Source organism: Kitasatospora sp. NBC_01250 (assembly GCF_036226465.1).
GTDB lineage: Bacteria > Actinomycetota > Actinomycetes > Streptomycetales > Streptomycetaceae > Kitasatospora.
Genome location: NZ_CP108476.1, coordinates 4,508,955 through 4,535,507, shown reverse-complemented (window position 1 = coordinate 4,535,507; position 26,553 = coordinate 4,508,955). Strand labels below are relative to the sequence as shown.

The window sequence follows — 26,553 nt, the reverse complement described above, 5'->3', positions numbered from 1 at the left end:
ATGGTGAGCGACGGCCGTACTCCCCCCATCAGCGACCTGCAGACCCTGCGGGCCATGACACACCCTCTGCGCTGGCGCATGTACGAACTGCTACTCACCCGAGGCCCCTCCACGGCCTCTCGCCTGGGGCAGATCGTGAGCGCGACACCCGGGCACCTCAGCTACCACCTGCACGAGCTGGCCCGCTACGGCTACGTCGAGGAAGCCCCCGAGCTCCAACAGGACGGCCGGGAGCGATGGTGGCGTGCCATCACCGGTGGCGTCCGCTGGTCCTCCGAAACTCTCGCCGACACAGAGGCCGGCCGTGAAGCAGAACGCCGGCTCGAGACCCTCATGCTCAACCGCCAGCACGAGCGGCTGCGCACCTGGTGGGACAGCCGGCCCACCGAGGAAGCAGCCTGGCAGCAGGCCGCCTACACCACCGACGCCGTCGCCACCCTCACCGCATCCGAACTCGAACAGATGACTCGGGAGATGCAGGACGTCATCTCCAAGTGGTGCGAACACGGCCGCAATGCGATCGCCGGCTCAACCCCTGACCAGGTCATGAGCGGCCCAGAAGCCCGCCGTCCCATCTTCGTCTTCGCTTATGCCTTCCCGGAGCAGCCATGACCAGCACACAGCCCGACAGCGGCCGGGACAGTCCGGGCCGAAACATAGGCAGCTTCATCAGTGCGTACACCCTGTCCATGACGGGTGATCAGCTCTGGCTTACCGCGCTGGGCTGGTCCGCCGGACAGCTCGGCAGACCCGTCCTCACCGGCATCGTTATGGGTGCGGGTACCGTCCCCCGCGCCCTGCTCATGCTCCTGGGCGGCAGCCTGGTCGACCGCCTGGGCATCCGCCAACTCGCCCTCTCCACCCAGGCAGCACGCATCGCGATCATGCTCGGCGCCACCCTGGCCGCAGCGGCGGCTCCTCACGCCTGGGTCCCGCTGCTCGCCGTCGCCCTGGTGTTCGGCGCGATCGACGCCATCAACGTTCCGGCCCTTGGTGCCGTCCCGGCCCTGATCGCTCCACCCGAGCAGCTTCCTCGCGTCACCGGTCTCCTCCAGACCATGCAGCGCGTTGGCACCGTGGCGGGAGGCCCTGCCGCAGGTCTCCTCATCGCACTCGGCGGAACCGCCGGCGCCACCACCGCCTGTGCCGTTGTCTTCGCGCTCGCCCTGGTCGCCCTCCTCAGAGTCCGCCTGCCCGAACGCCCGGAACCCACCGAACACACCAACACCGGAGCCAAAGCAGGCATCCGCTACATCCTGTGCCACCCCGTGCTGGCGATCCTCATCGTCACGATCGCCTGCCTCAACTTCACCATCATGGGGTCCTTCAGCGTCGGCCTGCCCCTGTTGATCCACAACCACCACTGGCCGGCCACCACTTTCGGAGCCATCCAAGGAAGCTTCGGAGCCGGTGCCGTCATCGGTGCCATGACCGTCGTCCTACGCCGCCCCACACGCCATGCCGCTGTGGCAGGCCTGAGCTGGGTCGCCTTCCAGACGCCCCTGCTTGTCGCCCTCGGATACGTCAACCAGCCAGTCGCCACTGCCCTGGTCGCCGCAGCTGTCGGCTTTACCCTGGGCCCGGCCAGTTCCCTGCTCATCGGCCTGGTCCAGGCAACCGCCGACAAGAGCTACATCGGCCGCGTCATGAGCCTCGTCAGCTTCACCACCGTGGGACTCACCCCTGTCTCCTTCCTGCTCTTCGCCTCCATAGCCCGCGCCACGAGCATCAGTACAGCCTTCCTCATCAGCGGAATCCTGGAAGCAATCGTCGTGGCCCTGGCTCTCGCCAACCCCGCACTGCGCGCAGCCCGGCTGCCCGACCCCAGGCAGCCTGACGAGGCCCCCGAGGCGTCCGAGCAAGACCTGGCCACCGCCAAGTGAGGCAGCGACTCGTCACCCAACCCCGGCGGTGTGCCGGGATGCGCGAACTCCCGTCAGCACAATCTGCTGGGTGAGCCACGTGAGCGAGCCGCCCCGATAGGGCCGACGCCTGGCGGGCCGGGACTCCGGTGCACCAGCGCGTCCAGGTCGGCGACGCCGAGGCCGTGCAGGACATGCGGGCGCGCCTGTACCGCTTCCGCGACGCGCCGGATGTTGGAGCGCTGGACGAGCGGGCAGCAACTCTTGAGCAAGGACCGAGGGCACCCTGAGAAAGGCGCCGCCCACCCGGCCCCGGGTGGGCGGCTACGTGAGGCCCCGCAACTGCGCGGCTCCTACACCCCCATCGCGTGGACGCCGCCGTCGACGTGGACGATCTCGCCCGTCGTGGCGGCGAAGAAGTCCGACATCAGCGCCACCGTGGTGCGGGCGGTCGGGGCGGGGTCCGTCTGGTCCCAGCCGAGCGGGGCGCGGGCGTCCCAGCCGTCGGCCAGGTCGGCGAAGCCGGGGATGGACTTGGCGGCCATCGAGCGGATCGGGCCGGCCGCCACCAGGTTGCAGCGGATGCCGCGGCCGCCCAGGTCGCGGGCCAGGTAGCGGTTGGTGGACTCCAGGGCCGCCTTGGCCACGCCCATCCAGTCGTAGCGCGGCCAGGCGACCTGGGCGTCGAAGGTGAGGCCGACCAGGGCGCCGCCGCGTTCCATCAGCGGCAGGCAGGCGATCGCCAGTGACTTGAGCGAGTAGGCGGACACGTGCACGGCGGTGCCGACGTCGGCCCAGGTGCCGGTGAGGAAGTCGAAGGCGCCGGCCGGGCCGAAGGCGATCGAGTGCAGCACGCCGTCGAGGTGTCCGTCGTCGCCGGTCAGCTCGCGTACCCGGTCGGCGAGGGAGTCCAGGTGCGCCTGGTCGGTGACGTCGAGCTCCAGCACGGGCGCGGGTTTGGGCAGGCGCTGGGCCATCCGTTCGATCAGGCTGAGCCGGCCGAAGCCGGTGAGCAGCACCTCCGCGCCCTCGTCCTGGGCGATCCGGGCGGCCTGGAAGGCGATGGAGGACTCGGTGACCACGCCGGTGATCAGCAGGCGCTTGCCCGCGAGCAGGCCGCTCATCGGGTCACCGGGCCGGAGGCTGTGGTGTTCGTCATCATGGGAAGTCCCTTTCGTGGGTGGGGAGTCACTCGGACAGCGGCCGGTCGACCGAGACGCCGGTGGTGCGCCCGCCCAGGCTCAGCACGGCGACGACCATGACCACCGTGGTGGCCGCGATGACGGCGAAGAGGGCGTCGGCGCCGTCGTGCTGCAGGACCGGCAGCAGGACGAACGGCAGCGAGCCCGCGGCGAGCTTGGAGAGCGAGTACGCGGCCCCGGAGGCGCCGCCGCGGATCTCGGTCGGGTACTGCTCGGAGAGGTAGACGTGCGAGACGCTGGAGAAGACGTTGCTGCACAGCGTGTAGCCGAAGCCCAGCAGGACGATGAGCACCGGCGAGCCGGCCACCCCGAAGCCGAGCCCCGCCACCGCCATCGCGGTGGCCGCCAGCACCAGCAGGGTGCGCCGTTCCATCCGCTCGACGATCGGCACCGCGAGCGCGGAGCCCACCGGGTAGCCGAGGAAGCACAGGGCGGTGAAGCCGAGGCCCGCCACGATGCCGTAGCCCTTGGCCGCGAGGATCTCGGGCACCAGGGTGCCGAAGCCGTAGTAGCCGACCACCGAGAGGGTGCACAGGATCCACAGCATCACGGTGCGGCGCCGCAGCCCCGGATCGAAGGCGCCGCGGACCCGTTGCGCGGGAGCCACCGCCGCCGGCGCCTCGGCGACGGCCGCGGTGGGCCGCCCACCAGCCTGCCCGGCCTCCATCACGGCGACCAGCGCCTCGGCCTCGGCGACCCGGCCGCGCGCGGCCAGCCAGCGGGGCGACTCGATCAGGTTGCGGCGCAGCACCCAGACCACGGCGGAGCCGAGCGAGCTGATCACGAAGAGCCAGCGCCAGCCGGCCAGGCCCAGTGGCGACAGCGGCACCAGCCACAGCGCCGCGAAGCCCACCGCGGGCACCCCGCAGTAGGCCAGGGTGTAGGCCCAGGCGATGAACCGCCCGCGCCGGGAGGCCGGTAGGACGTCGGCCAAGTAGCAGTCGGCCAGCGCCTGTTCGGATCCGATGCCGATGCCGGCCACGAACCGGGTGGCGATCAGCCAGGTGGCGTTCGGCGAGAAGGCGCCCAGCAGCGAGAAGCCGGAGTAGAGCGCGAGGTTGAACAGGAAGGCCCGGCGTCTGCCGAACCGGTCGGCGAGTCGGCCGACCACCAGCGAGCCGAGGAACTGGCCGATGAACGCCGAGGCCAGCACGAACTTCAGGGTGGTGGCGTCCATCGCGAACTTGTGCTGGAGCACCTTGCCGATGGTGCCGGAGAGGTTGTTCTCGAAGGTGTCGAAGAGCAGCCCGGCGCCGATCGCGGCGGTGAGCCGGCGGTGGACCGGGCCGATCGGCATCCGGTCCAGCCGGGCACCGATCGAGGCCGGGGAGGGGCCGGGGGAGAGGCGGGGGCCGGTGAGGGTCTGGGACATGGTGAACGACTCCTGGGAAGCAGATCGCCCGGGACCGCAGGACGGTCCCGGGCTCTTCGGCCCGGAGACCGGGACGAACGACGGCTCGCGGTACAGCGGGAGTTGGGGGAACTCGGGAGTGGTGGGGCACTCGGGAGTCGGGGCACTCGGGAGGGAGGGGTGGGGGTGGGGGAGCGCGGCTCAGGCCGCCTGCCGCAGGGCCGCGTCCGCCTCCCCGCTGCGCACGGGGGCGCTGACCTCGTGCAGGAACGAGGCCACCTCGCGGTACGAGGCCCAGAAGCCGACCTCGTGGTACGGCATGCCGCGCTCCGCGCAGTACTCGCGGGTGAGCACCCGGGCCCGTCCCAGGTGGTTCTGCGGCATGGCGGGGAAGAGGTGGTGCTCGATCTGGTAGTTGAGACCGCCGTAGAGGAAGTCGATGAGCCACGAGGGCCGGATGTTGCGGGAGGTCAGCACCTGGCGGGCCAGCCAGTCGAGGGTCTCCGCCTCGCCGTCGCGCACCTCCATGCCCTTGTGGTTGGGCGCGAAGATCATGCCGAAGTAGACGCCCAGCACGGCGTACTGCACCAGGATGAAGGCGACCGCGAGCACCGGGCTCAGCACGGTGAAGACGCAGGCCAGGTAGCAGACCGCGCGGGCCACCAGCAGGACGGTCTCCAGCACCGGCCGCTTGGTCTTGCCCTGGGCGATGGACTGGAAGGCGGTGCGGTTCATCTTGAACGACTCCAGCACCAGCAGCACGAAGAACAGCACGCTCTGGTAGCGCACGATGAAGCGCTGCACACCGGTCCGGGTCCGGTACTGCTTGATGTCGAAGATCGCGGTGCGGCGCCCGATGTCCGGGTCCATGTCGAGGTGGTTGGGGTTGCTGTGGTGGCGGTTGTGGTGGTTGACCCACCAGCCGTAGCTGACGCCGTTGACCAGGTTGGCGTGGAAGTAGCCGACGACCGAGGAGACCTTCTTGTTGTGGAACATGGCCTTGTGGCCGGCCTCGTGCCACATGAAGGCCGACTGGCCGCCGCACAGGCCCATCCACAGGGCGACGACCAGCTGCCACCAGGAGTCGCCGATGAGGAAGAACGCGGCCAGGCCGGCCACGATCAGGCCGGTGTTGAGGATCAGCCGCCGCACGTAGTACCCCTGGTCGAGGTCCATCAGCCCTTCGGCCTTGACGCGGGCGAGCAACTCGGAGAACGTGGCGGACGCGCCGGCGCGCGGCGGCGCTGCGGCCGGGGACCCCGGCCCCGCCGCGCGTGTTCGGGTCTGGACAGGCTGAGGCTGCATGGATGCTCTCCTTGCGAGATGGAGCCGCCGGCAGGCGGCTGCGGTGCCGCACCCGGGAGCGCGGATGGACGAGCGGCGCGGCGAGGAGCCGGCTGGCGGTGCCGCGGCGCGCAGCGGCTGGTCGTGCTGCGCCGCAGCGCCCGGGAGATCGGGCCGGCCGGGGCGGCGCACAGGGGTGCCGCCCCGGCCGGACGTCGAGCGGACTCAGCGAACAGGGTTCTCGGTCGGCCTGATGTGGCTCTGACGCTCGACTGATCAGCGCGGCCGGCCTGCGAACTGACGGAGCGTCAGGCGGCTTCCGCGGTGGCGCGCAGTGCGGTGTCGAGCTTGCGGACGATCTCGTCGCCGGCGGCGGCGACGTCGGCGTCGTCGGGTGCACCGATGACGCCCATGAGCCCCTCGACCATGGCGTGTTGGAGGGTCTCGATCGGGTCGGCCGCCGCGGCGGCCGGGGTCTGGTCCTCGGACATGTCGGGCTCCTCTGCGTAAGTTGGCGGACCGGGTGGACTAGGCCGTGTCTCACAATTCGCGCGCCTGACGGGAATTGTGAGACACGGCCTAGAACGCCCCGCAGGCCCGGAAGATGTGCGCGAAGGAGGCCAGGGACGCCTGCCCGTCGAAGGCGACGTACTCGGGGATGGTCAGGTCCGGGGCCCACTTCTGCTTGTAGTTCAGCTGGGTCTGAGCCGGGTACAGGGCCGCGCCCTCGGCCCACAGGGCGTGCATCAGCCACTGGAACGCGGGGCTGTACCCCTCGATCTCGTAGCCGGCGTCCAGGCCGGTGAACGGGGTGAAGCCGAAGTGCAGCCACTCCACGCCCTCGCTGCGGAAGACCTCGGTGGCGTGCGCGTTGATGGCCTCCATCAGGCCCGGCGAGCCCTCCGGCAGTCGCCGACTGAGGTCGTGCATCCAGCCGGCCCGGTCGCCGTAGACCGGGGAGTAGGAGATGTAGGCGACCGGGGCGCCGTCGATGGTGCCGACGAAGAGCCGGCGCTGCGCCTGCGCCTCGCCGCCGATCTGGCCCACCAGGAACTCCAGTTGGCTCGCCCCGCCCTTGGAGGCCAGCCAGGCGCCGTCGATCGTGCGGATGCCGTCGGCCCACTCCTCGGCCGGCACCTCGCTGATCTGGAGCCCGTTGCGCAGGGCGCGCGAGATCTTGTTGCGCAGTTGCATGAAGCGCGAGCCGCGCAGCGTGTGGTCGGGGATCCGGACCGCCCAGGAGGCGCCGACCTGGTTCACGGTGAAGCCGCGGCGCGCGTAGCGCTCGGCGTCGTGCCGCTGCAACTGCACGCCGACCAGGCGCAGTTCCTGCTCACGCACATGGTCGATGAAGTGCTCGGCGAGGGCCTCGTAGTCGTCCGGCGCGGCGAACGGTCCGCCGAACTGCACCACGTGCCGGCCGGTGCGCCGGTAGACGATGACGCCGTCACGGCCGGGCACCGTGAACGCGCTGTTTCCGCTGTTGAGCGCCAGGAATGAGCTGGGATTCTCGGCCTGGGTGTGCTGCCGCACTGCTGCGAGAATCGGATCGGCGGTAGCCGTCAGGGACATGGAATCGCATCCTCTCGCGAAGGGTGGATGTCGGTGAGAGTAGAGCACAGGCGGCCATTTCAGGGAAGGGTTGAATTCACTCTCGAATTCGCGTCAGAGGAACGTCAGTTGGGCGTCAGAAGAGGCTGCCAGAGTTGTTCTCGTGAACGGCGCGGGAAACCGGGCCGGGAACACGGAGAGGTGCCCGGAGTGGTTGATCGGGGGCCGGGCCCTGGCCCGGTCGGGTGACGTCAGGTTGCCCGCGCAGGTTCGAATCCTGCCTTCTCCGCCACGCCGTCCGTCGGTGCCGGGACCGCCTCGCGTCCGCGGCGCGTCCGCGGAGGTGACGGTGCGCCAACCGCCCGAGGGTCTACCGCCCTTCGGGCGGTTCTGCGTTTTCGGCCCTGGTGCGGAGCGGTCGCAGGCCTCACGCAACGCGCGGCACAGGCGCCTCATCTGACTCGTACTCAGCAGGCCTGCACACGCTGCCCGGTGGGCGTGACAGCGGAGTGACGGCGCCATCGTGATTCACTACGATAATGATCGTTGTCATGGGATAGGCATGCCCACGGTGGCCGCATAAGGACGCCGTGGTGTCAAGTGGCGGGGTGGTGCGGGAGCATTAGCGGGCAACAGTAAAGCCCCGCGCCGTGGTGCGGACGCAGGGCGGGCGACCAGCCCGATTCGGATCATGCACCTGACAAATACGCAGGTCGGCCATCCGGATCGGACCCTTAGAACGGTGGGGAGGGATCTTGGCAATCCGGATCGGTTATGGGCAGACGTCCTCCTGTCACGGGATCTTCGAGCAGTGGAACCTCGCTGCGCAGGATGAGGCATCCCCGCAGTTCGGGACAGGTCGCGATGGCGCGCTCGCAGACGGCCGATGCCGTCTGCTCGGCTTCGTCGAGACGAGCCGATAAGAGGAATAGCCCCACCACCGGGCCGCCGACCGCCTCCGGATGGAAGGTGACGTGCTCCACCGCCTCGTCGGGGGCTATACAGCCGGCCACGAGCCCCGCGACGTGATCAGGCAGCCGCCGCCCTGCGGGAGGTCGGAGCTGGACGTGAACAAGGTACATGTCCCGATCGTGGATCCATGACAATCCACTCCACAAGCAGTCATGGTGGACGGTTTAGGTCATTGCAGAAAGCGTCCAACTCGGGCAGGTGCATGCTAAAAAAAAGCTAGTGTTTCGTTACGCGAAGGGTAGGGGGAGGCGAAGTGCTCGAGTCGTTGGGCATCGATCGGCATGCTGAGCTGGTGTATCGCGCGATGCTGGCCCATCCAAGCGAGGGTGTGGCCGCTCTGGCGGCACGGTTGCAGCTCACGGAAAGTGAGATTCGCAGCAGCCTCGACCAACTCAGCGTGCTGGCCCTGATCCAGCCGTCGCCAGATGAGCACATCGGTTTCCGCGCGATTCGGCCGGAGATGGCCATGGAACTCCTGCTGGCCCGGCAACACGTGGATCTGGCGGCCCAGCAGATGCGCGTCGAGGCGTCCCGGGCCGCCGCGGCCCAGCTCATCGCCGAGTGTTCCGCACTGCCGACCCCCTCGGGAGACACCGACTCCGAGCACCTGGTCGGTCCCAACGCCATCCGGGAGCGTCTTGGCCAGATCGGCCGGACCATCGAGCAGGAGGTGATGACCCTCGCGCCCGGCGGCGCTCATCCGGTGGCGGACCTCGAGGCCAGCCGCGGTCCCAATGCGGCCCTGCTCGAACGTGGCGTTCGCATGCGGACGATCTATCTGGAGAGCATTCGCAACGACAAGCCGACGCTCGATCACGTGGCCTGGCTCAACCACCGGGGCGGCCAGGTGCGGGTGGCTCCCGCGCTGCCGGTGCGCATGATCATCATGGATCGCAGGCACGCCCTGCTGCCCATCGACACCAACGACGCGCGCATCGGAGCGGTGCTGCTGCGCGGCCAGGGCACCGTCGCGGCCCTGTGCGCGCTCTTCGAGAACATCTGGGACGCCGCGACCCCCCTCGGGGTCGCGCCCTCGCGCGACATCGAGGGGCTGCCGCGCCAGGAGGCCGTGGTGCTCCGGCTGCTCACCCAGGGGCTCACCGACGAGGCGATCGCCAAGCGGCTGGGCATCTCCCCGCGCACCGCCCGTCGGATCGCGGCGGACCTGATGACCCGGCTGGAGGCCCGCAGCCGCTTCGAGGCCGGCGTCCACGCCGTTCAGGACGGCTGGCTGCCCAGCACCCGGTAGTACCCCGGATCCCGCGTCACCCGGCACCCGTGTCCGCCCCCGCCTCCCGGGCGTCCGCGGCGTGCCGGTGACCGCCCGCACAGCCCGCCGGTGACCGCCCGCGCAGCCCGCCGGCGGCCGGACGGGCGTGCCCGCCCACGTCTCTTCGACCGCCGGCGGGCTGTCGTGTTCCGGCTCGGGAGAAGAGTGCGATCCGCCTTTCTGTTCGCGCCGTATGAACGGCTGTCCGGTATTTGCCGAGGGGCACGGATCCGCTGGGCCGGAACGGGCCGGGGGTGGCGCCGAGGACGGTTCGGGACATAGCTTGACGGTGCCATGGCGTGGCCGGTGACCAGCGGATTCATGCACGCGGCGGTCGGCCCGGGGATGGCCGTGCTGGACGGCTTATGCCACTGCAGGTTCCGTCCATTGGAGATCTCTTCCATCGCTTCCCGGGGTCCGCCACAGTAGAGCCATCGGCAAGGGGGACCAGTCAAATCGGGCGGTGAATATTCGTCCCGCCAATGACTCCTCCACGCAGTCGCTGCCGTCATTCAATCCCACAAAGGAGGCCCACTATGAGCACGTTCCGAAACGCCAAGATATACGCGACCGGAATTCTCGCCGCTCTCATTCTGGTCTGCGCTCCGATGGTGATCGGCGGGGCGTCCGCTTCCGCCGGGACGGTTGCCGGCGGGCAGGCCACTGCCCCCGCCCCGTCCACCTCCGCGTCCCCCGACGACCTGACCTGGGGTCCGTGACGTCCCGTACGCCGGCCCGCGGGCCGGGCGACGGTGCCGAGGGCTCCCGCCCTGCGCCGGGCACCACCCGCTCGAACGCTGCTGGAGTCAACTCGCTTCGTATTGCACCGATCTGACTTTCCGTAATACCTTCCCGGGAGAATGTATCCGCCATGATGCGAGTGGGGGTGTGAGGCCTCCGCTCGGCCTCCCGGCGCCGAGCGCCATGGCCGGCGACCCCCGCGGACCGGAGCGGGGCCGTACCGGCCACAGGGTGGCGTGACGCGAACCAGGCCAGACATCGTCTGTTTGATGAAGAGCCAAGGGGGCAGCATGCTGAGTTTTTCCATCCTCGGAGCCTTGGAGATCAGAACCCCCCTGGGGGCCGCCGAGATCTCCGGTGCCCTCCAGCGCACGCTCGTCCTGACCCTGCTCGTCAACGAGGGCCAGTCCATCTCCGGCGAGAGCCTGATCGACGAGATGTGGGGTGACGCCCTCCCGGACAACGAGTCGAACGCACTGCAGGCGCATGTCAGCCGACTGCGACGGAAGTTGAAGGCCCTGGAGCCCGACTGCCCGGGGGCCCGCCTGACCATCCATCCGTCCGGGTACCGGCTCTGTCTGCGGGACGCGGTGCTGGACGCCGTCGAGTTCATCAAGGCGGTGCGCCAGGCCGAGGCCCTCGCCCAGACGGATGCGGGGGCCACCGCGGCGCTGCTGCGCGACGCGCTGGCCATGTGGCGGGGACCGGTGTTCGGCGGCTTCACCGGCGGCCCGGCCTGCCAGCTGGCCCGGGCCCGGTACGAGGAGCACCGGATGCGGGCGATGGAGCTCTGCTTCGACGCGGAGCTGCGGCTGGGCCGGCACGCCGCGATCCTCCCCGAGCTCCAGGACGCCCACCGCAACCACCCGTTGCGCGAGCGCTTCTGCGAGCAGCTGATGATCGCGCTCTACCGCTCCGGGCGGCAGGCGGACGCGCTGGGCTTCTACCGCCTGATGTGGCAGAACCTCTCCGAGGAACTGGGAATCGAACCCTCTCCCGCGCTGAAGCGCCTGGAGCACGCGATCCTCTCGCACGCGCCGCACCTGGACGAGAGGGCGCTCACGCCGGCTCTCCAGCTGGTCTGAATCCGTTCGGCGCAGGGGCGCGCCGGTCACCGCGGTCGTGTGTCAGTGCCCGGTCAGCGCCGGCTGGCACGATCACTCGACAGGAAGTGGAATCCCGTTGATCGGGACGGGAGTTCACATCTGTTCCTGGACCGTACCGCGTCCCGTGCCCGGCCGAATGGAAGGGAAGAGATGATATCCCAGATCGAGGAGCTGGCACATATACGGCAAGAGGTGCTGGCCGGACCCAGCGCGCGGGCCACCGCCGCGCAGCTGGCCAAAGGAAAACTGACGGCACGTGAGCGCATCGCCCTGCTGCTGGACGAGGATTCGTTCTGCGAAGTGGAGCCGCTGCGCCGGCACCGGGCGACCGGCTTCGGTCTGGAGCTGAAGAAGCCCTACACCGACGGCGTGATCACCGGCTGGGGAACCGTCGGCGGGCGGACGGTCTTCGTCTACGCCCACGACTTCCGGATCTTCGGCGGCGCGCTGGGCGAGGCGCACGCGGCGAAGATCCACAAAATCATGGACATGGCGCTCAACGCGGGCGCGCCCCTGGTCTCCCTCAATGACGGTGCGGGAGCCCGGATCCAGGAGGGCGTCACCGCGCTGGCCGGCTACGGCGGCATCTTCCGCCGCAACACCCGGGCCTCCGGGGTGATCCCGCAGATCTCCGTGATGCTCGGGCCGTGCGCGGGCGGTGCGGCCTACAGCCCGGCGCTGACCGACTTCGTCTTCATGGTCCGCGACACCTCGCAGATGTTCATCACCGGGCCCGACGTGGTCCGCGCGGTGACCGGCGAGGAGATCAGCCAGAACGGGCTGGGCGGTGCCGACGTCCACGCCGAGCGCTCCGGGGTGGCCCACTTCGCCTACGACGACGAGGAGTCCTGCATCGCCGAGGTGCGCTACCTGCTGTCGCTGCTGCCGCAGAACAACCGGGAGACCCCGCCCGCGGAGAGCTGCGACGATCCGGCCGACCGGCGCTGCGAGGCGCTGCTGGACCTGGTCCCGGTCGACGGCAGCCGCCCCTACGACATGCGCAAGGTGATCGAGGAGATCGTCGACCACGGCGAGTACCTGGAGGTGCACGAGCGCTGGGCCACCAACGTCATCTGCGTGCTGGCCCGCCTCGGCGGCCGGGTCGTCGGCATCGTCGCCAACCAGCCGCAGTCGCTGGCCGGCGTCCTGGACATCACCGCCTCCGAGAAGGCCGCCCGCTTCGTCCAGCTCTGCGACGCGTTCAGCATCCCGATCGTCACGCTGCTGGACGTGCCCGGCTTCCTGCCCGGGGTCGACCAGGAGCACGGCGGCATCATCCGGCACGGCGCCAAGCTGCTCTACGCGTACTGCGACGCCACCGTGCCGCGGATCTCGCTGATCCTGCGCAAGGCCTACGGCGGGGCGTACATCGTGATGGACTCGCAGTCCATCGGCGCGGACCTTACCTACGCCTGGCCGATCAACGAGATCGCCGTGATGGGCGCGGAGGGCGCGGCCAACGTCATCTTCCGCCAGCAGATCGCCGAGGCCGACGACCCGGAGGCCAAGCGGGCCGAGCTGGTCAAGGCCTACCGCACCGAGCTGATGCACCCCTACTACGCCGCCGAGCGCGGCCTGGTGGACGACGTGATCGACCCGGCCCAGACCCGTCAGGTGCTGATCCAGTCGCTGGAGATGCTGCGCTCCAAGCACGCCGACCGCCCGTCCCGCAAGCACGGCAACCCGCCGCAGTAGGGGGCCGGGCGATGACGGCGATCGAGATCCAGGTCCTGCGGGGCCGGGCGACGGCGGAGGAACTGGCCGTGCTCACCGCCGTGTTGCTGGCGCGTGCCGCGGCCGGAGCGGCCCCGCGCGCCACCGGTGCCGGCAGCGCCTGGCAGCCGGACACCTTCGAGGCCCCGCACAGCTGGCACAGCCGCGCGGAGCGCGGCGGGTGACGCCGGGCGCGTCGGCATTGACGGGGACCGGGGCGCTCCGTCACGGTGAGGGGCGTCACGGTGCGGGTGCCGGCGGGCGCCTGCCCGGGCGAACCGAACGGAGGCGTGGATGCTGTCTGTTGCCGCTGGGCCACTGCACGGCCGACCGGTGGTGCTGCACAACGCCCAGGAGCCGCACGAGGCGGCCAGCACCATGAAGGTCGCGGTGCTGGCCGCGCTGCACCGCAGCGGACTCGACCTGGACGCCGAGGTGCCGGTGGTGAACCGGTTCGAATCCGCGGTCGGCGGCAGTTTCGCCAACGACCCCGGCTACGACAGCGATCCGGAGCCCTGGCAGCGCATCGGGCAGGGCCGGGCCCCGCTGCGCTGGCTGGCCGAGCGGATGATCACCCACTCGTCGAACCTGGCCACCAACCTCTGCCTGGCCCAGGTCGGCGGGGCGGCGGTCGCCGGGGCCTGGCGGGCGGCCGGTGCGACGCACAGCGCGAGCCCGCGCGGCATCGAGGACGCCCGGGCCCGTGCGGCCGGGGTGCGCAACGAGGTCACCGCGCTGGACCTGCTCCGGCTGGTGCGGTCGCTGGAACCGGAGCCGCTCGGGCTGCTGGAGCGCAACACCTGGCGGGTGGACCTGGCGGCCGGGCTGCCGCCCGGCACCCGGATCGCCTTCAAGAACGGCTGGTTCACCGGCGTGCGGCACAGCGTGGGCCTGGTGCGGCCGCCCGACACCGCGCCCTATCTGCTCGCGGTCTGCTACACCGGCCCGCTGGCCTCGGGGGACGCCGAGGGGGACCCGGCCGCCGCCCTGCTGGCGCGCCTGTCCGCCCGGGCCTGGGCGCGGCGCCACGAGTTGGCGGGCGGGCGGCCGTGACCGAGCCGACCTGCTGCTGGGCGCCCGACACCGAACGGATCCACCGACTGCTGGCCGAGGGTGTGCGCGAGCACGTGTACCCCGGCGCGGCCTGGGCGGTGGGGGACGCCGGCGGACGCCTGACGGGCGGCGCGGTGGGCGTGCCGGATCCCCGGCGGCCCGAGCGGCCGATGCGGGCGGACACCCTCTTCGACCTGGCCAGCCTGACCAAGGTCCTCGCCGTCTGGTCCGTCCTCGGCGCCCTGTGGGAGGACGGCCGGCTGCCGCTGGACCAGCCGATCGGGAGCTACTGGCCCGAGCCGGCCGGCCACCCGCTCGGCCGGGTCACCGCCCGCCAACTGCTCACGCACACCGCCGGGGTGCCGCTGCGGACCCAGCTGGAGGCGCTGTACGGACGCGACCCGGCGGCGATCCGCACCGGCGTGCTGCGGGCGGCCCCGCACCGGCCGCCCGGCGAGGCGGTGGAGTACACCGACCGGGCCGCGCTGATCCTCGGCTACCTGGTGGAGCACCTGACCGGCGAGCGGCTGGACCGGCACGTCACCGAGCGGATCTGGGACCCGCTCGGCATGCACGCCACCCGGTTCGGCCCGCTGCCCGCCGCGGCGGCGGCCCGCTGCGCGCCCACCGAGCTGGACCAGGCGAGCGGGGAGCACTGGCAGGGCACCGTGCACGACCCCTCGGCGCGGCTGCTCGGCGGGGTCTGCGGCATCGCCGGGGTCTTCTCGACCGCCGACGACCTCGGCGTCTACCTGCGCCACCTGCTCGCCCCCGGTGCCGGGCGGACCACCGGCGGACGGGCCGGTGCCGACCGGGTCGGCGTCGGCGCGGCCTGGACGGCGGAGTCGTTGCGCGTCCAGACCGGCCGATTGGAGCCGCAGCGCGGGCTGTTCTGGCACCTGGCGCCCGGTACCGGCCCGGCCGAGGGGGTCTGGACGCACTACGGGTTCACCGGCACCGCCCTGTGGCTCGTCCCGGGGCTGGGCCGCTGGGCGGTGCTGCTGACCAACAAGGTGTTCTGGACGCGCGAACGCCAGCCGCTCACCGACATCCGCAACACCTTCCGCGCGCTGGTCTGCGCCTGACCGGGAGCTGTGCCTGACCGGCCACTGCGTCTGACCCGGTGCTGCGCCGACGCGGCCGCTGCGTCTGACCCGGTGCTGTGGTCAGGCGCAGCGGCCGGCGCGGCGGCGGGCTACTGGTCGTCCGAGTAACTGAGGTCGCCGACCGTCCAACTGCTCACGTCCGCGATGGCGATGCGGTACATGCCGCCGGTGTGCGGCAGCCCGAAGCTGCCCTGCAGGATCCGGGCGAGGTGCAGGTGCAGGTGGGTCGGCTCGCCGGCGGCCCGCTCGGCGACGTGCGTGGTGGCGCTGCCGGGTGCGGTGGGGGCCGCGAAGAGGGCGGCGAAGGGCTTGAGGTGTTCCGAGGTCGCGAGCACCTCGGCCACCCGCTCGCGCCACAGGCTCTCCGGTGCCAGCCGGCCGGTGATGACCGCTCCCGGCACGACCACTGTCATGGGCATCTGATTGCTGCGCTCGGACTCCACCATGGCGGCGATGTCGACCAGCAGACCATCAAGTTTCGACATGGCCGACAGAGTAGTGCCTGCGGCCCTGCCGCGGGCCGGTGCGTCACCAGGTCACCAGCAGGCGGTGGACGCCGTAGATGATCATGTCGTCGCGGAACGGGACCTGCTCCAGCGGCTCGGCCAGGCGCAGGCCGGGGAACCGGGCGAAGAGCGCGCCGAGGGTGATCTGCAGTTCGGCGCGCGCGAGTTGCTGGCCCAGGCACTGGTGCGGTCCGTGGCCGAAGGCCAGGTGCGCGGTCGGCGGGCGGGTGATGTCCAGGTGCTCCGGGTCCGTCAGCGGTTCGCCGGCGCCGGGCAGCCCGAGCCCGAGTTCCGGGTCCCGGTTGGCGGCGGGCAGCGCGACGACCACCTGCTCGCCGGCGCGGATCGACCGACCGCCCACGGTGGTGTCCTGGGTGGCGAGCCGGAGCAGGCCGAACTGGATGATGGTCAGGTGGCGGAGCAGCTCCTCCACCGCGCCCTCGCCCAGCGCGGGCTGCGCGCGCAGGGCGGCGAGCTGCCCGGGGTGCTGGAGCAGGGCGAGCGCGCCGAGCGAGATCATGTTGGCGGTGGTCTCGTGGCCGGCGATCAGCAGCAGCGAGCCGAGCACGGTGAGGGCCTGGTCGTTCAGCGGGCCCTCGGGATCGGCGTCGGCCTCCGCGACCAGCGTGCTGAGCAGGTCGGCGCCGGGGGCCAGCCGCTTGGCGGCGACCAGTTCGGACAGGAAGGCGCCCAGCTCCAGCCGGGCCTGCACGGACTGCTCCGGTGTGACGTCGATGGTCAGCAGCTGCCCGGCCAGGCGCTGGAAGGTGGCGCGGTCCTCGTAGCGCACCCCGAGCAGCTCGCAGATGACCAGCGAGGTGACCGGGAGCGCGAGTTCGGCCACCAGGTCGACCGGTGCCCCGCCGCCGGCCGCGGCCGCGCGCTCCATCGCGGCCAGGTGCTCCTCGACGATCCGCTCGATCCGCGGCCGCAGCTGCTGCACCCGCCGGACGGTGAACGCCCGCATCACCGGTCGCCGGTAGCGCCGGTGCTCGGCGCCGTCCAGGCGCAGCAGCGCTCCCGGCAGCGCCTGCTCGGGCAGCGGGACGAGGGTCCGGCGCACGTGCGGGGAGCCGGTGCTGAGCCGGGAGCTGAAGGCGGGGTCGGCCAGCACCGCCCGGGCGTCGGCCCAGCGGGTGACCAGCCAGCCGGAGCCGCCGCTGGGGAAGGCGATCCGGCTGACCGGCTGGTCCTCGCGCAGTCGCGCGTACGCGGGGTCGGGGTCGAACGGGCAGCCGCGCCGGCGGGGGAGCGACGGAAGATCTGATGGTTCGTCAGACAGGGCCGGACCGGCCTGGGTTGGCTGCGTCATACGGTCCACCATAGAGAAAGTGGCAGAACTGTCAATATTTTTCCCACGGCCTTCGGCCCGGCCCCCGGGCGGCTCCCGGCCCGGCCCGGTGAAGCGGCGGGCACGAACGGTACGGTGACCTGGTCTGCGGCGGGGCGCGCGGGGGTACCAGGACCTGCCCCGCACGGGAACGACGAGGGGAGCCAGGGAAATGCGGTACATCATCATCGGCGCCGGCGCGATCGGCGGCACCATCGGCGGGCGGCTGTACGAGAGCGGGCACCAGGTGGTCCTGGTGGCGCGCGGCAGCCAGTACCAGGCCCTGCACGAGCAGGGATTGGCGCTGACCACCCCCGACCTGGGCACCCGGGTGCTCCCGGTGCCGGTGGCCCAGGGGCCGCAGGGGGTCGAACTCGCGCCGGAGGACGTGCTGGTGCTCGCGGTCAAGACGCAGGACACCGAGGCGGCGCTGGTCGCCTGGGCGGACCGTCCGGTCGCCGGCGGCGGCACGGCGGGCGAGCGGCTGCCGCTGGTCATCGCGCAGAACGGGGTGGAGAACGAGCGCCTGGCGCTGCGCCGTTTCGCCCGGGTGTACGGCATGTGCGTGCTGCTGCCGGCCAGTTACCTGGCGGCCGGCTCGATCACCGCCCCCTGCACCCCGTACACCGGGATGCTCACCCTGGGCCACTACCCGCCGCGCGCCGAGGCGGACGGGACGCTGCGCGCGATCGGCGAGGACCTGGTGAAGGCCGGCTTCCTCGCGCCGCTGGCCCCCGACGTCATGTACTGGAAGTACGGCAAGCTGGTCACCAACCTGGTCACCACCGTCGAGGCGCTCTGCGGCACGGGCGGCGACCCGGCCGCCCAGCGGGTGGCCCGGGAGGCGGTGGCGGAGGCGGACCGGGTGCTGGACGCCGCCGGGATCGCGCGGGCGGACGCCGCCGAGATGGCGGACATGCGCACCGGCAAGGTGGAGAAGCCGCCGGTCTCGGGGGCGGCGACCGGCGGCTCCTCCTGGCAGAGCCTGGCCCGCGGCACCGGCTCGATCGAGGCCGACCACCTGAACGGCGAGATGGTGCTGCTCGGGCGGCTGCACGGGGTGCCGGTGCCGGTCAACGAGGCGCTCCAGCGGCTGGCGAACGCGAGCGCGCGCGAGCGCCGGGCCCCGGGCAGCCTGACCGGCGAGGAGCTGGCCGCCGCGGTCGGCCTGGTCTGAGCGCACCGGGGTCGCTGCCGCCCAGGGCCGCTCTTTCGGATCTTGCCGGGCGCGCAAGATCCGAAAGAGAGGCCCTAGCGGCGTGCCAGCGGCAGCGGCCCCGGGCCCTTGACGAGCCGCATGGTCGGCGCGGTCTCCAACTGCCGCACCGCGGGCAGCGAGGCGATCCTGGTGGTCAGGTAGGTGTAGAGGGCCTGCGCGTCCCGGGTCAGGACGACCGCGTGCAGGTTGGTCGCCCCGGTGGTCGCGCAGGCGTAGGCCACCTCCGGGTGTTCGGCCAGCGCCGTGCCGGTGGCGGCCAGCTCGGCCGGCGCCACCGAGAGCCAGAGCATGGTCTGGGCCCGCACGCCGAAGAGCCGCCAGTGCACCTCCAGGTCGTAGTAGAGCACCCCGCAGGCCTCCAGCTCCTCCAGCCGGCGGCGCACCGTGCTGAGCGACCAGCCGGTGGCGGCGGCGAGTTCGGCCGGCGGGGTGCGCCCGTCCACGGCCAGTGCGTCGAGCAGCCGCCGGTCGGCCGCGTCGAGCACCGGGGGCGGTCCGCTCGGCGGTCCGGTGGGCACGGTGGCGGCGGCGGGCAGTGGGCCCAGCGCCGCCACCTGCTCGGCGCTGAGCGTGTCGGTCTTCATCACCATGCTCATCGCGCCGCCGAAGAAGGTGTGCAGCACGCAGTGCGCGGTGACGCCGACCACGCTCGGGGTGCGCGGCAGCCGCTGGAGCAGCAGCGAGTGGTCGGCCTGGTCGGGGTGGGCGCGGGTGGAGCAGTTGATCTCGGTGCCGCCCGAACTGAGCGTGACCCAGGAGGTGTCGTTGCGCCGGGCCAGTGCCTCGGCCACCGAGGAGGCCGCGTCGGGGGTGCACTGCACCCGCACGTGCCAGCGCACCTCGCCCAGCGCCTCGGGGTGGGTCAGGCCCAGGACCCGGATCCGGCCGCTGCCGCGCAGCCGGGTGTAGCGGCGGGCCACGGTCTGGTCGGAGACGCCGAGCACGGCCGCGATCCGGCTGAAGGGCGCTCGGGCGTTGAGTTGGAGGGCGTGGACCAGCTCGCGGTCGATTCTGTCGAAGGTGTCGGAATCCACCGCTCCAGCGTAGGTGATGTCGAAATCCACCGGGGCTGGTCGGCCGGCTGAGGAAACCCCGCCTCGACGGCGCAGGGTGGGCACCGATCGACATCGTCCGGGCCGCCGGCGGGTGGCAGACCCGCCAGTGGCCCTCTGCTCTGACCGGAGAGAACACCGTGCGCAAGTGGATACCGTTGGCAGCCATCTGCCTGGGCGCCTTCATGCTGCTCGTCGACGTCAGCATCGTGAACGTGGCCCTGCCGAAGATGTCCGTCGACCTGCACTCCTCCTTCACCTCCCTGCAGTGGGTGGTGGACATCTACGCGCTGACCCTGGCCGCGCTGCTGATGGCGCTGGGCTCGCTCGGCGACCGGCTCGGCCACCGGCGGCTCTACCTCGGCGGCCTGGTGCTCTTCGCCGTCGCCTCGCTGACCTGCGCGCTGGCGCCCGACGCGGCCACCCTGATCGCCTCCCGCGCGGCCCAGGGCATCGGCGGCGCCGCGATGATGACCTCCACCACCGCCCTGCTGAACGGCGCCTACCAGGGCCGTGACCGCGGCACCGCGTTCGCCGTCTGGGGTGCCGTGAACGGCGCGGCGGCCGCGGTCGGCCCGGTGCTCGGCGGCCTGCTCACCGACCAGTTCGGCTGGCGTGCGATCTTCATGGTCAACGTGCCGGTCGCGGTCCTCGCGCTGGCGATGACCCTCGGCTACCTCAAGGGCGGCTCGGGTGTGGCCCGCGGCCGGATCGACCTGGCCGGTGCGCTGAGCTTCACCGTCTTCGCCGGCTCGCTCGTCTACGGGCTGATCGAGAGCGGCGACAAGGGCTGGGGCAGCGTGCAGGTGCTCGGCCCGCTCGCCCTCGGCGTCCTCGCGCTGGTGGTCTTCGCGGTGGCCGAGCTGCGCGCCGGGCACCCGCTGCTGGACCTGGCGCTGCTGCGCAACCGCACCTTCCTGGGGCTGACGGTGGGCGGCCTGCTGCTCAACGCCGCTGCCTTCGCCCAGCTCACCTACGTCTCGATCTGGCTGCAGCAGGCGCTGGACCTGACACCGCTCAACGCGGGCCTGGCCGTCTGCCCGCTGGCACTGGCCTCCTTCGCGGTGTCGCTGGCCACCGGCAAGGCGGTGCACCGGCTCGCGCCGCAGCTGCCGATCGGCGTCGGCCTGCTGCTGATCGGCGGCGGCACGCTGCTGCTCGGCCTGGTCTCGGCCGGCTCCAACTGGACGGCCCTGCTGCCCGGTCTGCTGGTCAGCGGGGTGGGCGTGGGCCTGGCCACCCCGCAGCTGATGTCCACCGCGCTGGCCTCGGTGCCGCGCGAGCGGGCCGGGATGGCCAGCGGCGCGGTCAACACCGGTCGCCAGCTGGGCTATGCGCTCGGCATCGCGCTGCTCGGCACGGTGTTCCAGGACCGGGTGCGGCAGTTCACCGGGCACGCCGCCGGCCGCCCCGACCTGCACGCGGCCTTCGCGGCCGGGCTGGACCGGGTCTTCCTGGTGGCGGGCTGCGCCGGTCTGGTGGCCGGGGTGCTGGTGCTGGCGCTGGTGCGCCGCCCGGCACCGGTCCCCGGCGCCTGGGCGCCCGGCCAGGCCGCGGCGGCCCCGGCGGACGCGGCCCCCGCGGTTGCGGCTGCGACTGCGGCGAAGGCCTGACACCGAGGCCGGCCCCGCGCCGCCCGTCCCGGATCACCCGATCCGCGGCGGGCGGCGCTGCTGTTCGGGCCGACCGGCCCTCGTGCGGCGCTCCCTCACACCTGCGGCACCGGTTGCGCCAGCCCGCGCCGGGCCAGCTCGGCCCGCCAGGCGGCCGCCTGCTCCGCCTCGTCCGCCGCCGGGGACCAGAGCCGCACCAGCGTGTCGTCGGCCAGTTCGTGCATCCGCCCCGCCAGGTCGCGCAGCATCCAGTGGGTGGCGCCCTTGCGGCGGACCGGTAGGCCCAGCAACGGGCCTGACGGTGTGTCAATGTGCCAGACCAGGGCACAGCCGAGCTGGGCGAGCGCCGGATCGCCCAGGTGGTCGGCCTGCCACCGGGCCGCCGGTGTGCCGGGGTCGGCGTGCAGGCGCTCGGCCAACATGCCGCGGTAGGTCACCAGTCGGGTGCGCAGCTCGGCGAGCCGGGTGCGCAGCGCGGCGTACCGGGCGGGGTGCCGCTCGCGCACCTGGGAGGGGACGCCGCTCAGCAGGCGGCCCGCCTGGTTGCGGAACCGCAGCTCCACCGTGCCCTTGGCGCCGATCACGAAGGAGGCCGTGTACGGGCCGACCGGTACCCGCAGCGCCGTCAGGTCGGCGCCCGCGGGCAGGTCGCGGACCGCGGCGAGCTCCTCGCGGGCCAGCCTGGTGGCGGCCGGCGAGTTGCCCGCCAGCAGCCGGCGGTGTGCTCCGGCGCCCGGCTCCCCGGCGAGCGCGGCCAGGGCCGCCATCCCGGAGCGGACGAAGTGCGAGGCGGCCGGCCGCAGGTCGCCGAGCGCGGCGCGCCCGTGGTGCTCCAGGGCGCGGCTGAGCTGGTGGAGCGCCTTGGTGTCCTCGGTGACCACCGCGACCCAGGCCAGCGCGGCCAGCACGTGGGCACTGCGCTCACCGAGTTCTCCCGGGTGCGGCTGACCGGCGGGCCGGCAGTCGGCCGGCCCGCCGCGCCCGGCCGCCAGCAGGATCCGCAGCGGCTGCCGCAGGTCCGGCGTGAGCTCGGACAACTCCTTGGCCCGGCCCAGCCATTGATAGCCGGGCCGCAGCTCGGTGGTCTGCGCGCACAGCTCCAGCAGCCGCAGCGCGGGCTCCTCGTACAGCCGGGCGCCGAGCCCGCAGCGGGCCGAGCGGGCGAACAGCTCGTCCCCGGCGCCCAGGTCCGGGCCCCAGGGCAGCAGCGGGTCGGGGTCGAACGGGGTGGACACCAGCGCGCGCAGCCGCTCGGCGAAGGCCGCCTGCTCGGCGGTGGGCCGGCCGTCCGGCGTGCCGAGGTCGGCCCGGCAGCCGGACCGGGCGGCGAGCAGGGTGCGCAGGTACGGCTGGAACGGCTCGCGCTCGGGCGGGTCCAGTTCCGCGCAGGCGGCCAGCGGCAGCTCCAGGCTGCGCTCGGCGGTCACCCAGTCGGTGGCCCCCGGGCGGACCGGGTCCACCCCCAGCAGGGCGGTGGCGAACAGCTGGTGGACCTCCGCCGGCCGCCAGCCGCAGTGCGTCGCGCACAGCACCGCGCCCGCCGCCCACTCGTGGTCCCGCGCCAGCAGGCCGCTGCGCTCCTGCTGGAGCCGCAGCGCGATGGCCCGCAGGGTCTCGGCGGGCAGTCCGGCGAGCAGGGCGGCGGTGTGCGGCGCGGGCCGCTGCTGCCCCGGTCGGCCGGGATCCGGCCGGGAGCGCCCGTCGGCCGCGCCGGCCCTGGCCAGCGCCCGGCCCAGCTCGCGCGGCTCGAACGGCTCGCCGCCTCCGTCGCCCCACGTCCGTGGGAACTCCCGGCCCTGACCGAACCGATGCCACCACCGAAGCACGATCCTCACCCCCGTCGTCGTTCGCAGTCCTACCGCACTCGCCCCTGCCCGACCACGCCGGGTGGCACCCGTGGCAGTGCGCCGACCGCCGCCGCACCGGTCGAACAGGTACAGACCTGTTCGACCGAGCGAGGTCCATTGCCGGACGAACTCGGACGTTTGGGCCGGTCGGATGGTTCATCAGATTGCAGATTGGTACAGACCTGTTGACCCGGCCGGTGGACTGGGCATACGTTCTGCGCCAATCCGCGGAACCAGATCAGGCGACTGCGCCCCGCCCTGACCCAGGTACACCTCCCCCACACGGCGTCCGGTGCCCTTCGGCCGGGCGTGACTCCCTGGAGCGACCATGCCCGAACGCAGCCCCGCCGCGCGGCCGGCCGAGCGGCCCCAGACCGCCCGGCGCCCGTTCAGAAGCGCCACCGTGCTCGCCACCGCCACCGCCCTGGTGGCCGGCGCGGCCGGTCTGGCCGCCCTGGCCGGCGGTTCCGCCTCGGCCGCGAGCGCCAACCTGCTGGCCAACGGCGACTTCGAGACCGGCGCGCTGTCCGGCTGGACCTGTTCCAGCGGCCTCGGCAGCATCACCACCACCTCCCCGCACGGCGGCAGCTACGCGCTGGCGGGCGCCGCCTCCGCCGCGGACACCGCGCAGTGCGCGCAGACCGTGACGGTCACCCCGAACACCGCCTACAACCTGACCGGTTGGCTGAAGGGCAGCTACGCCTACCTCGGCGTGACCGGCACCGGCACCACCGACACCAGCACCTGGACCTCCTCCAGTGCCGCCTGGGCCAACCTCAACACCGCCTTCACCACCGGTGCTTCGACCACCTCGGTGACGGTCTGGGTGCACGGCTGGTACGGCCAGGGGACGTACTACGCGGACGACCTGGCGCTCACCGGCCCGGCGGGCAGCACCGGTTCGCCGAGCCAGAGCACCTCGCCGAGCCAGAGCGCGAGCCCGTCGCAGAGCGCTTCGCCGAGCCAGAGCGCCTCGCCGAGCCAGAGCGCGAGCCCGTCGCAGAGCGCTTCGCCGAGCCAGAGCGCCTCGCCGTCGCAGAGCGCGAGCCCGTCGCAGAGCGCCTCGCCGAGCCAGAGCGCCTCGCCGTCGCATAGCGCGAGCCCCACCCAGAGCGCCTCGCCCACCGCGAGCCCCACCGCCGGCCCCGGCACCGGCACCGCGCCCGGCGGCGACGGCCTGGTCAGCACCCCCACCGGGGTCACCGCCGCCGTCAGCAACAACACCGTCACGCTGAACTGGTCCGCCGCCGCCGACGGCGGCCAGAACGGCAACGTCCCGGCGTACTACGTCTATTCGGGCGGCAACCTGGTCGCCACCTCGATGGGCACCTCGGTCACCGTCAGCTCGCTGCTGCCGAACACCGCCTACACCTTCACCGTCCAGGGCTACGACGTGGCGGGGCACAGCAGCGCCCAGTCCGCCCCGGTCGCCGTCACCACCGGCGCCCAGCCCACCGGCGCGGTGAAGTCCGCGTACTTCTCGCAGTGGGGCATCTACGGCAACCAGTACTACCCGAGCACGGTGGCGGCCAGCGGCGCGGCCTCCGGCCTGAACGTGATGACCTACGCGTTCGAGAACATCGACCCGACCAACCAGACCTGCTTCGAGACCATCAAGGCCGCCGACACCAACGACAGCGACCCGAACGCGGGTGACGGTGCGGGCGACGCCTTCGCGGACTACCAGAAGTCCTACACCTCGGCCAACAGCGTGGACGGCGGCAACGACGCCTGGAGCCAGCCGATCAAGGGCAACTTCAACCAGCTGCGCGAGCTGAAGGCCAAGTACCCGAACCTGCGCTTCACGCTCTCGCTGGGCGGCTGGACCTACTCGAAGTACTTCTCCGACGTGGCCGCCACCGACGCCTCGCGCAAGAAGTTCGTCTCCTCCTGCATCAACATGTTCATCAAGGGCAACCTGCCCACCGGCGTCTCCGGCGACGCCTCCGGCGGCACCGGCTCGGCCGCGGGCATCTTCGACGGCATCGACATCGACTGGGAGTACCCGGCCTCTTCCGGCGGCCACGCGGGCAACCACTACTCGGCCGCCGACACCGCCGACTACACCGCGCTGCTCGCCGAGTTCCGCAACGAGCTGGACGCCTACGGCAGCAGCATCGGCAAGCACTTCCTGCTCACCGCGGCGCTGCCGAGCGGCCAGGACAAGATCACCAACGTCCAGACCGACCAGATCGGCAAGTACCTGGACTACGGCAACATCATGAGCTACGACATGCACGGTGCCTGGGACGCGACCGGTCCCACCAACCTGCAGGACCCGCTCTACAACAGCCCGGGCGACCCGAGCACCCCGATCGCCCCCGGCACCGAGAAGTACACCGTCGACAACGCGGTGAACGCCTTCATCAACGGTGACCCGGCGTACGGGATCAAGGGCGGCTTCCCGGCCTCGAAGCTGGTGCTGGGCGTGCCGTTCTACTTCCGCGGCTGGACCGGCGTGCCGGCCGGCAGCACCAACGGCCTCTACCAGAGCGCCACCGGCCCGTCCGCCGCGCAGAGCACCAGCCAGGCGGCCGGCGTGGCCTTCTGGAAGGAGCTGGTGGCCACCGGCAAGACCACCGCGGCCAACGTGCACTGGGACCCGGTCACGCAGAGCTCGTGGATCTACGACGGCACCAACCTCTACACCGGTGACACCCCGCAGGCCATCACCGCCCGCGGCGCGTACGCCACCAGCAAGGGCCTGGGCGGAATCTTCGCCTACTCGCTGGAGGCTGACGACCCGTCGGGCAGCCTGGTCAAGGCGATGACCGGCAGCATGAAGTAGCAGCCCGTCCCGAACGGTCCCGGCGGCCCCCGGAGCGCACCGCGCACCGGGGGCCGTCAGGTGTTCGACCGGCCATCACGACCTGCTAATCTCAGCCGATTTCACCGCGGCACGAGGCGGTGGACAGACGGGGAAGAGGAACGGAAACCATGGCAATTCGCCGGGCCAAGCAGAAGGCTCAGGTCGTCGAGAAGCTGTCCCAGGTGGCGCCGCCCGGGGAGACCTTCATCGCCTGCGTGCACGTGGAGACCGGGCCGAGCCCATGGCTCAACGCGATCTTCGACGAGGTCCCGGGCCTGGGCCTGCTCGTCGCGCTGACCCGGCGGTTCTACTTCCTCACCCTCACCAGCAGCTCGGTGGTGGTCAACGTGGCCAGCCGCTGGACCAACCGCCCGGGCGAGGTGGTCGCGGTCTTCCCGCGGCACGCCTTCCCGGTCAGCCGGGTCAAGCGGGCCACCATCTGGAGCTCGATGTACCTCCAGCTGCCCACCGACAGCAAGCCGAAGCGGCTGAACATCCACCGCTACTGGCGCAACGAGATGGACCAGCTCGCGGCGGCCTTCCCGCCCGGGGCGATGGCGGACGGCTCGGTGCCGCCCACCGCGCCCGACCCGCTGGGCCGGCCCCTCATGCCGCAGGGCGTCCAGCCGCCGTTCCCGGGCCAGCAGCCGCCCGCCGGGCAGCCGTTCCCGCCGCAGGCGCCCGCCCAGCCGTTCCCGGGCCAGCAGCCGCCCGCCGCCCAGCCCTTCCCCGGCCAGCAGCCGCCCGCCGCCCAGCCCTTCCCGGGTCAGCAGCCGCCCGCCCAGCCGTTCCCGGCCCAGCAGCCGCCCACCGGGCAGAACCCGTACGGCGGCGCCCAGCCGTCCTACCCGGGCGCGCCGGCCCAGCAGCCGAGCCACCCGAGCTACGCCCCGCACCCCGACCAGCTCTGACCCCACCCCCGTACGGCGCCCGCCCCGGCACCCGGGGCGGGCGCAGTACGGTGGG

General features: G+C 72.3%; 23 protein-coding genes and 1 tRNA gene. 14 read left to right on the top strand and 10 right to left on the bottom strand.

Annotated features, from left to right (window positions below):
• Together OG500_RS18820 and OG500_RS18815 are read left to right on the top strand one after the other, a co-directional pair.
• Entirely contained in the window at positions 1-612 is a 612-nt protein-coding gene (locus OG500_RS18820) for a helix-turn-helix domain-containing protein (protein ID WP_329581766.1), read from the top strand.
• On the top strand, positions 609-1,883 hold the full coding sequence (locus tag OG500_RS18815) for an MFS transporter (RefSeq protein ID WP_329581763.1): 1,275 nt from the start codon (positions 609-611) through the stop codon (positions 1,881-1,883). Before OG500_RS18820 ends, OG500_RS18815 begins: the two co-directional genes overlap by 4 nt.
• Before the next feature lie 332 nt (positions 1,884-2,215).
• On the opposite strand, the gene fabI is transcribed toward OG500_RS18815, so the two are convergent.
• The 5 genes from fabI to OG500_RS18790 all read right to left on the bottom strand — a co-directional run bounded on the left by fabI (position 2,216) and on the right by OG500_RS18790 (position 7,271).
• The gene (fabI, locus tag OG500_RS18810) at positions 2,216-2,986 is read right to left on the bottom strand and encodes an enoyl-ACP reductase FabI (RefSeq protein WP_329581760.1); all 771 of its coding nucleotides are present in this window, start codon (positions 2,984-2,986) and stop codon (positions 2,216-2,218) included.
• A gap of 64 nt (positions 2,987-3,050) precedes the next feature.
• Positions 3,051-4,436: an MFS transporter gene (locus tag OG500_RS18805; protein WP_329581757.1), complete on the bottom strand. Its 1,386-nt coding sequence runs from the start codon at positions 4,434-4,436 to the stop codon at positions 3,051-3,053.
• A 180-nt stretch (positions 4,437-4,616) separates the two neighbouring features.
• On the bottom strand, positions 4,617-5,720 hold the full coding sequence (locus tag OG500_RS18800) for a fatty acid desaturase family protein (protein WP_327067855.1): 1,104 nt from the start codon (positions 5,718-5,720) through the stop codon (positions 4,617-4,619).
• A 287-nt stretch (positions 5,721-6,007) separates the two neighbouring features.
• Complete coding sequence (locus OG500_RS18795) at positions 6,008-6,190, bottom strand: hypothetical protein (RefSeq protein ID WP_327067854.1); 183 nt, start codon at positions 6,188-6,190, stop codon at positions 6,008-6,010.
• A gap of 88 nt (positions 6,191-6,278) precedes the next feature.
• Positions 6,279-7,271, bottom strand: coding sequence for a DUF2156 domain-containing protein (locus OG500_RS18790; protein ID WP_327067853.1), 993 nt, complete (start codon positions 7,269-7,271; stop codon positions 6,279-6,281).
• 174 nt (positions 7,272-7,445) lie between these two features.
• Here OG500_RS18790 and OG500_RS18785 point away from each other — a divergent pair.
• Positions 7,446-7,542, top strand: a tRNA-Gln gene (locus OG500_RS18785).
• Between the two features lie 442 nt (positions 7,543-7,984).
• On the opposite strand, the gene OG500_RS18780 is transcribed toward OG500_RS18785, so the two are convergent.
• Positions 7,985-8,332 (bottom strand): hypothetical protein, encoded by a 348-nt coding sequence (locus tag OG500_RS18780; RefSeq protein ID WP_327067852.1) that lies wholly within the window; start codon positions 8,330-8,332, stop codon positions 7,985-7,987.
• A gap of 143 nt (positions 8,333-8,475) precedes the next feature.
• Here OG500_RS18780 and OG500_RS18775 point away from each other — a divergent pair, with 143 nt between their 5' ends.
• The 7 genes from OG500_RS18775 to OG500_RS18745 all read left to right on the top strand — a co-directional run bounded on the left by OG500_RS18775 (position 8,476) and on the right by OG500_RS18745 (position 15,190).
• Complete coding sequence (locus OG500_RS18775; RefSeq protein ID WP_327067851.1) at positions 8,476-9,471, top strand: helix-turn-helix transcriptional regulator; 996 nt, start codon at positions 8,476-8,478, stop codon at positions 9,469-9,471.
• A 557-nt stretch (positions 9,472-10,028) separates the two neighbouring features.
• A complete protein-coding gene (locus tag OG500_RS18770; RefSeq protein WP_327067850.1) occupies positions 10,029-10,211 on the top strand; it encodes a hypothetical protein in 183 nt (60 codons plus the stop codon).
• 339 nt (positions 10,212-10,550) lie between these two features.
• Positions 10,551-11,318, top strand: a complete 768-nt coding sequence (locus tag OG500_RS18765) for an AfsR/SARP family transcriptional regulator (RefSeq protein ID WP_329581750.1) — start codon at positions 10,551-10,553, stop codon at positions 11,316-11,318.
• A 171-nt stretch (positions 11,319-11,489) separates the two neighbouring features.
• Entirely contained in the window at positions 11,490-13,034 is a 1,545-nt protein-coding gene (locus OG500_RS18760) for an acyl-CoA carboxylase subunit beta (RefSeq protein WP_329581747.1), read from the top strand.
• A gap of 11 nt (positions 13,035-13,045) precedes the next feature.
• Positions 13,046-13,237 (top strand): acyl-CoA carboxylase epsilon subunit, encoded by a 192-nt coding sequence (locus OG500_RS18755; protein WP_327067847.1) that lies wholly within the window; start codon positions 13,046-13,048, stop codon positions 13,235-13,237.
• Positions 13,238-13,346: 109 nt separating this feature from the next.
• Entirely contained in the window at positions 13,347-14,105 is a 759-nt protein-coding gene (locus tag OG500_RS18750; RefSeq protein ID WP_327067846.1) for a serine hydrolase, read from the top strand.
• Positions 14,102-15,190: a serine hydrolase domain-containing protein gene (locus tag OG500_RS18745; RefSeq protein WP_329581742.1), complete on the top strand. Its 1,089-nt coding sequence runs from the start codon at positions 14,102-14,104 to the stop codon at positions 15,188-15,190. Before OG500_RS18750 ends, OG500_RS18745 begins: the two co-directional genes overlap by 4 nt.
• Before the next feature lie 110 nt (positions 15,191-15,300).
• Here OG500_RS18745 and OG500_RS18740 read toward each other — a convergent pair whose 3' ends face one another.
• Together OG500_RS18740 and OG500_RS18735 are read right to left on the bottom strand one after the other, a co-directional pair.
• The gene (locus OG500_RS18740) at positions 15,301-15,696 is read right to left on the bottom strand and encodes a hypothetical protein (protein WP_329581738.1); all 396 of its coding nucleotides are present in this window, start codon (positions 15,694-15,696) and stop codon (positions 15,301-15,303) included.
• Positions 15,697-15,739: 43 nt separating this feature from the next.
• Positions 15,740-17,029 carry a cytochrome P450 gene (locus OG500_RS18735; RefSeq protein WP_329581735.1) on the bottom strand — a complete coding sequence of 430 codons (1,290 nt, stop codon included), beginning with the start codon at positions 17,027-17,029 and terminating at the stop codon, positions 15,740-15,742.
• Positions 17,030-17,219: 190 nt separating this feature from the next.
• Between OG500_RS18735 and OG500_RS18730 the strand changes: the two genes are divergently transcribed.
• Positions 17,220-18,224, top strand: a complete 1,005-nt coding sequence (locus OG500_RS18730) for a ketopantoate reductase family protein (protein ID WP_329581733.1) — start codon at positions 17,220-17,222, stop codon at positions 18,222-18,224.
• Positions 18,225-18,298: 74 nt separating this feature from the next.
• Here OG500_RS18730 and OG500_RS18725 read toward each other — a convergent pair whose 3' ends face one another.
• Positions 18,299-19,300 carry an Lrp/AsnC family transcriptional regulator gene (locus OG500_RS18725; protein WP_327067841.1) on the bottom strand — a complete coding sequence of 334 codons (1,002 nt, stop codon included), beginning with the start codon at positions 19,298-19,300 and terminating at the stop codon, positions 18,299-18,301.
• A gap of 158 nt (positions 19,301-19,458) precedes the next feature.
• Between OG500_RS18725 and OG500_RS18720 the strand changes: the two genes are divergently transcribed.
• On the top strand, positions 19,459-20,931 hold the full coding sequence (locus tag OG500_RS18720) for an MFS transporter (RefSeq protein WP_329581729.1): 1,473 nt from the start codon (positions 19,459-19,461) through the stop codon (positions 20,929-20,931).
• Between the two features lie 95 nt (positions 20,932-21,026).
• Here OG500_RS18720 and OG500_RS18715 read toward each other — a convergent pair whose 3' ends face one another.
• Positions 21,027-22,766 (bottom strand): DUF4132 domain-containing protein, encoded by a 1,740-nt coding sequence (locus OG500_RS18715; RefSeq protein ID WP_329581726.1) that lies wholly within the window; start codon positions 22,764-22,766, stop codon positions 21,027-21,029.
• A 340-nt stretch (positions 22,767-23,106) separates the two neighbouring features.
• Between OG500_RS18715 and OG500_RS18710 the strand changes: the two genes are divergently transcribed.
• On the top strand, positions 23,107-25,566 hold the full coding sequence (locus OG500_RS18710; RefSeq protein WP_329581723.1) for a glycosyl hydrolase family 18 protein: 2,460 nt from the start codon (positions 23,107-23,109) through the stop codon (positions 25,564-25,566).
• 149 nt (positions 25,567-25,715) lie between these two features.
• Positions 25,716-26,498, top strand: a complete 783-nt coding sequence (locus OG500_RS18705) for a hypothetical protein (protein WP_329581720.1) — start codon at positions 25,716-25,718, stop codon at positions 26,496-26,498.
• Positions 26,499-26,553: the final 55 nt, after the last annotated feature.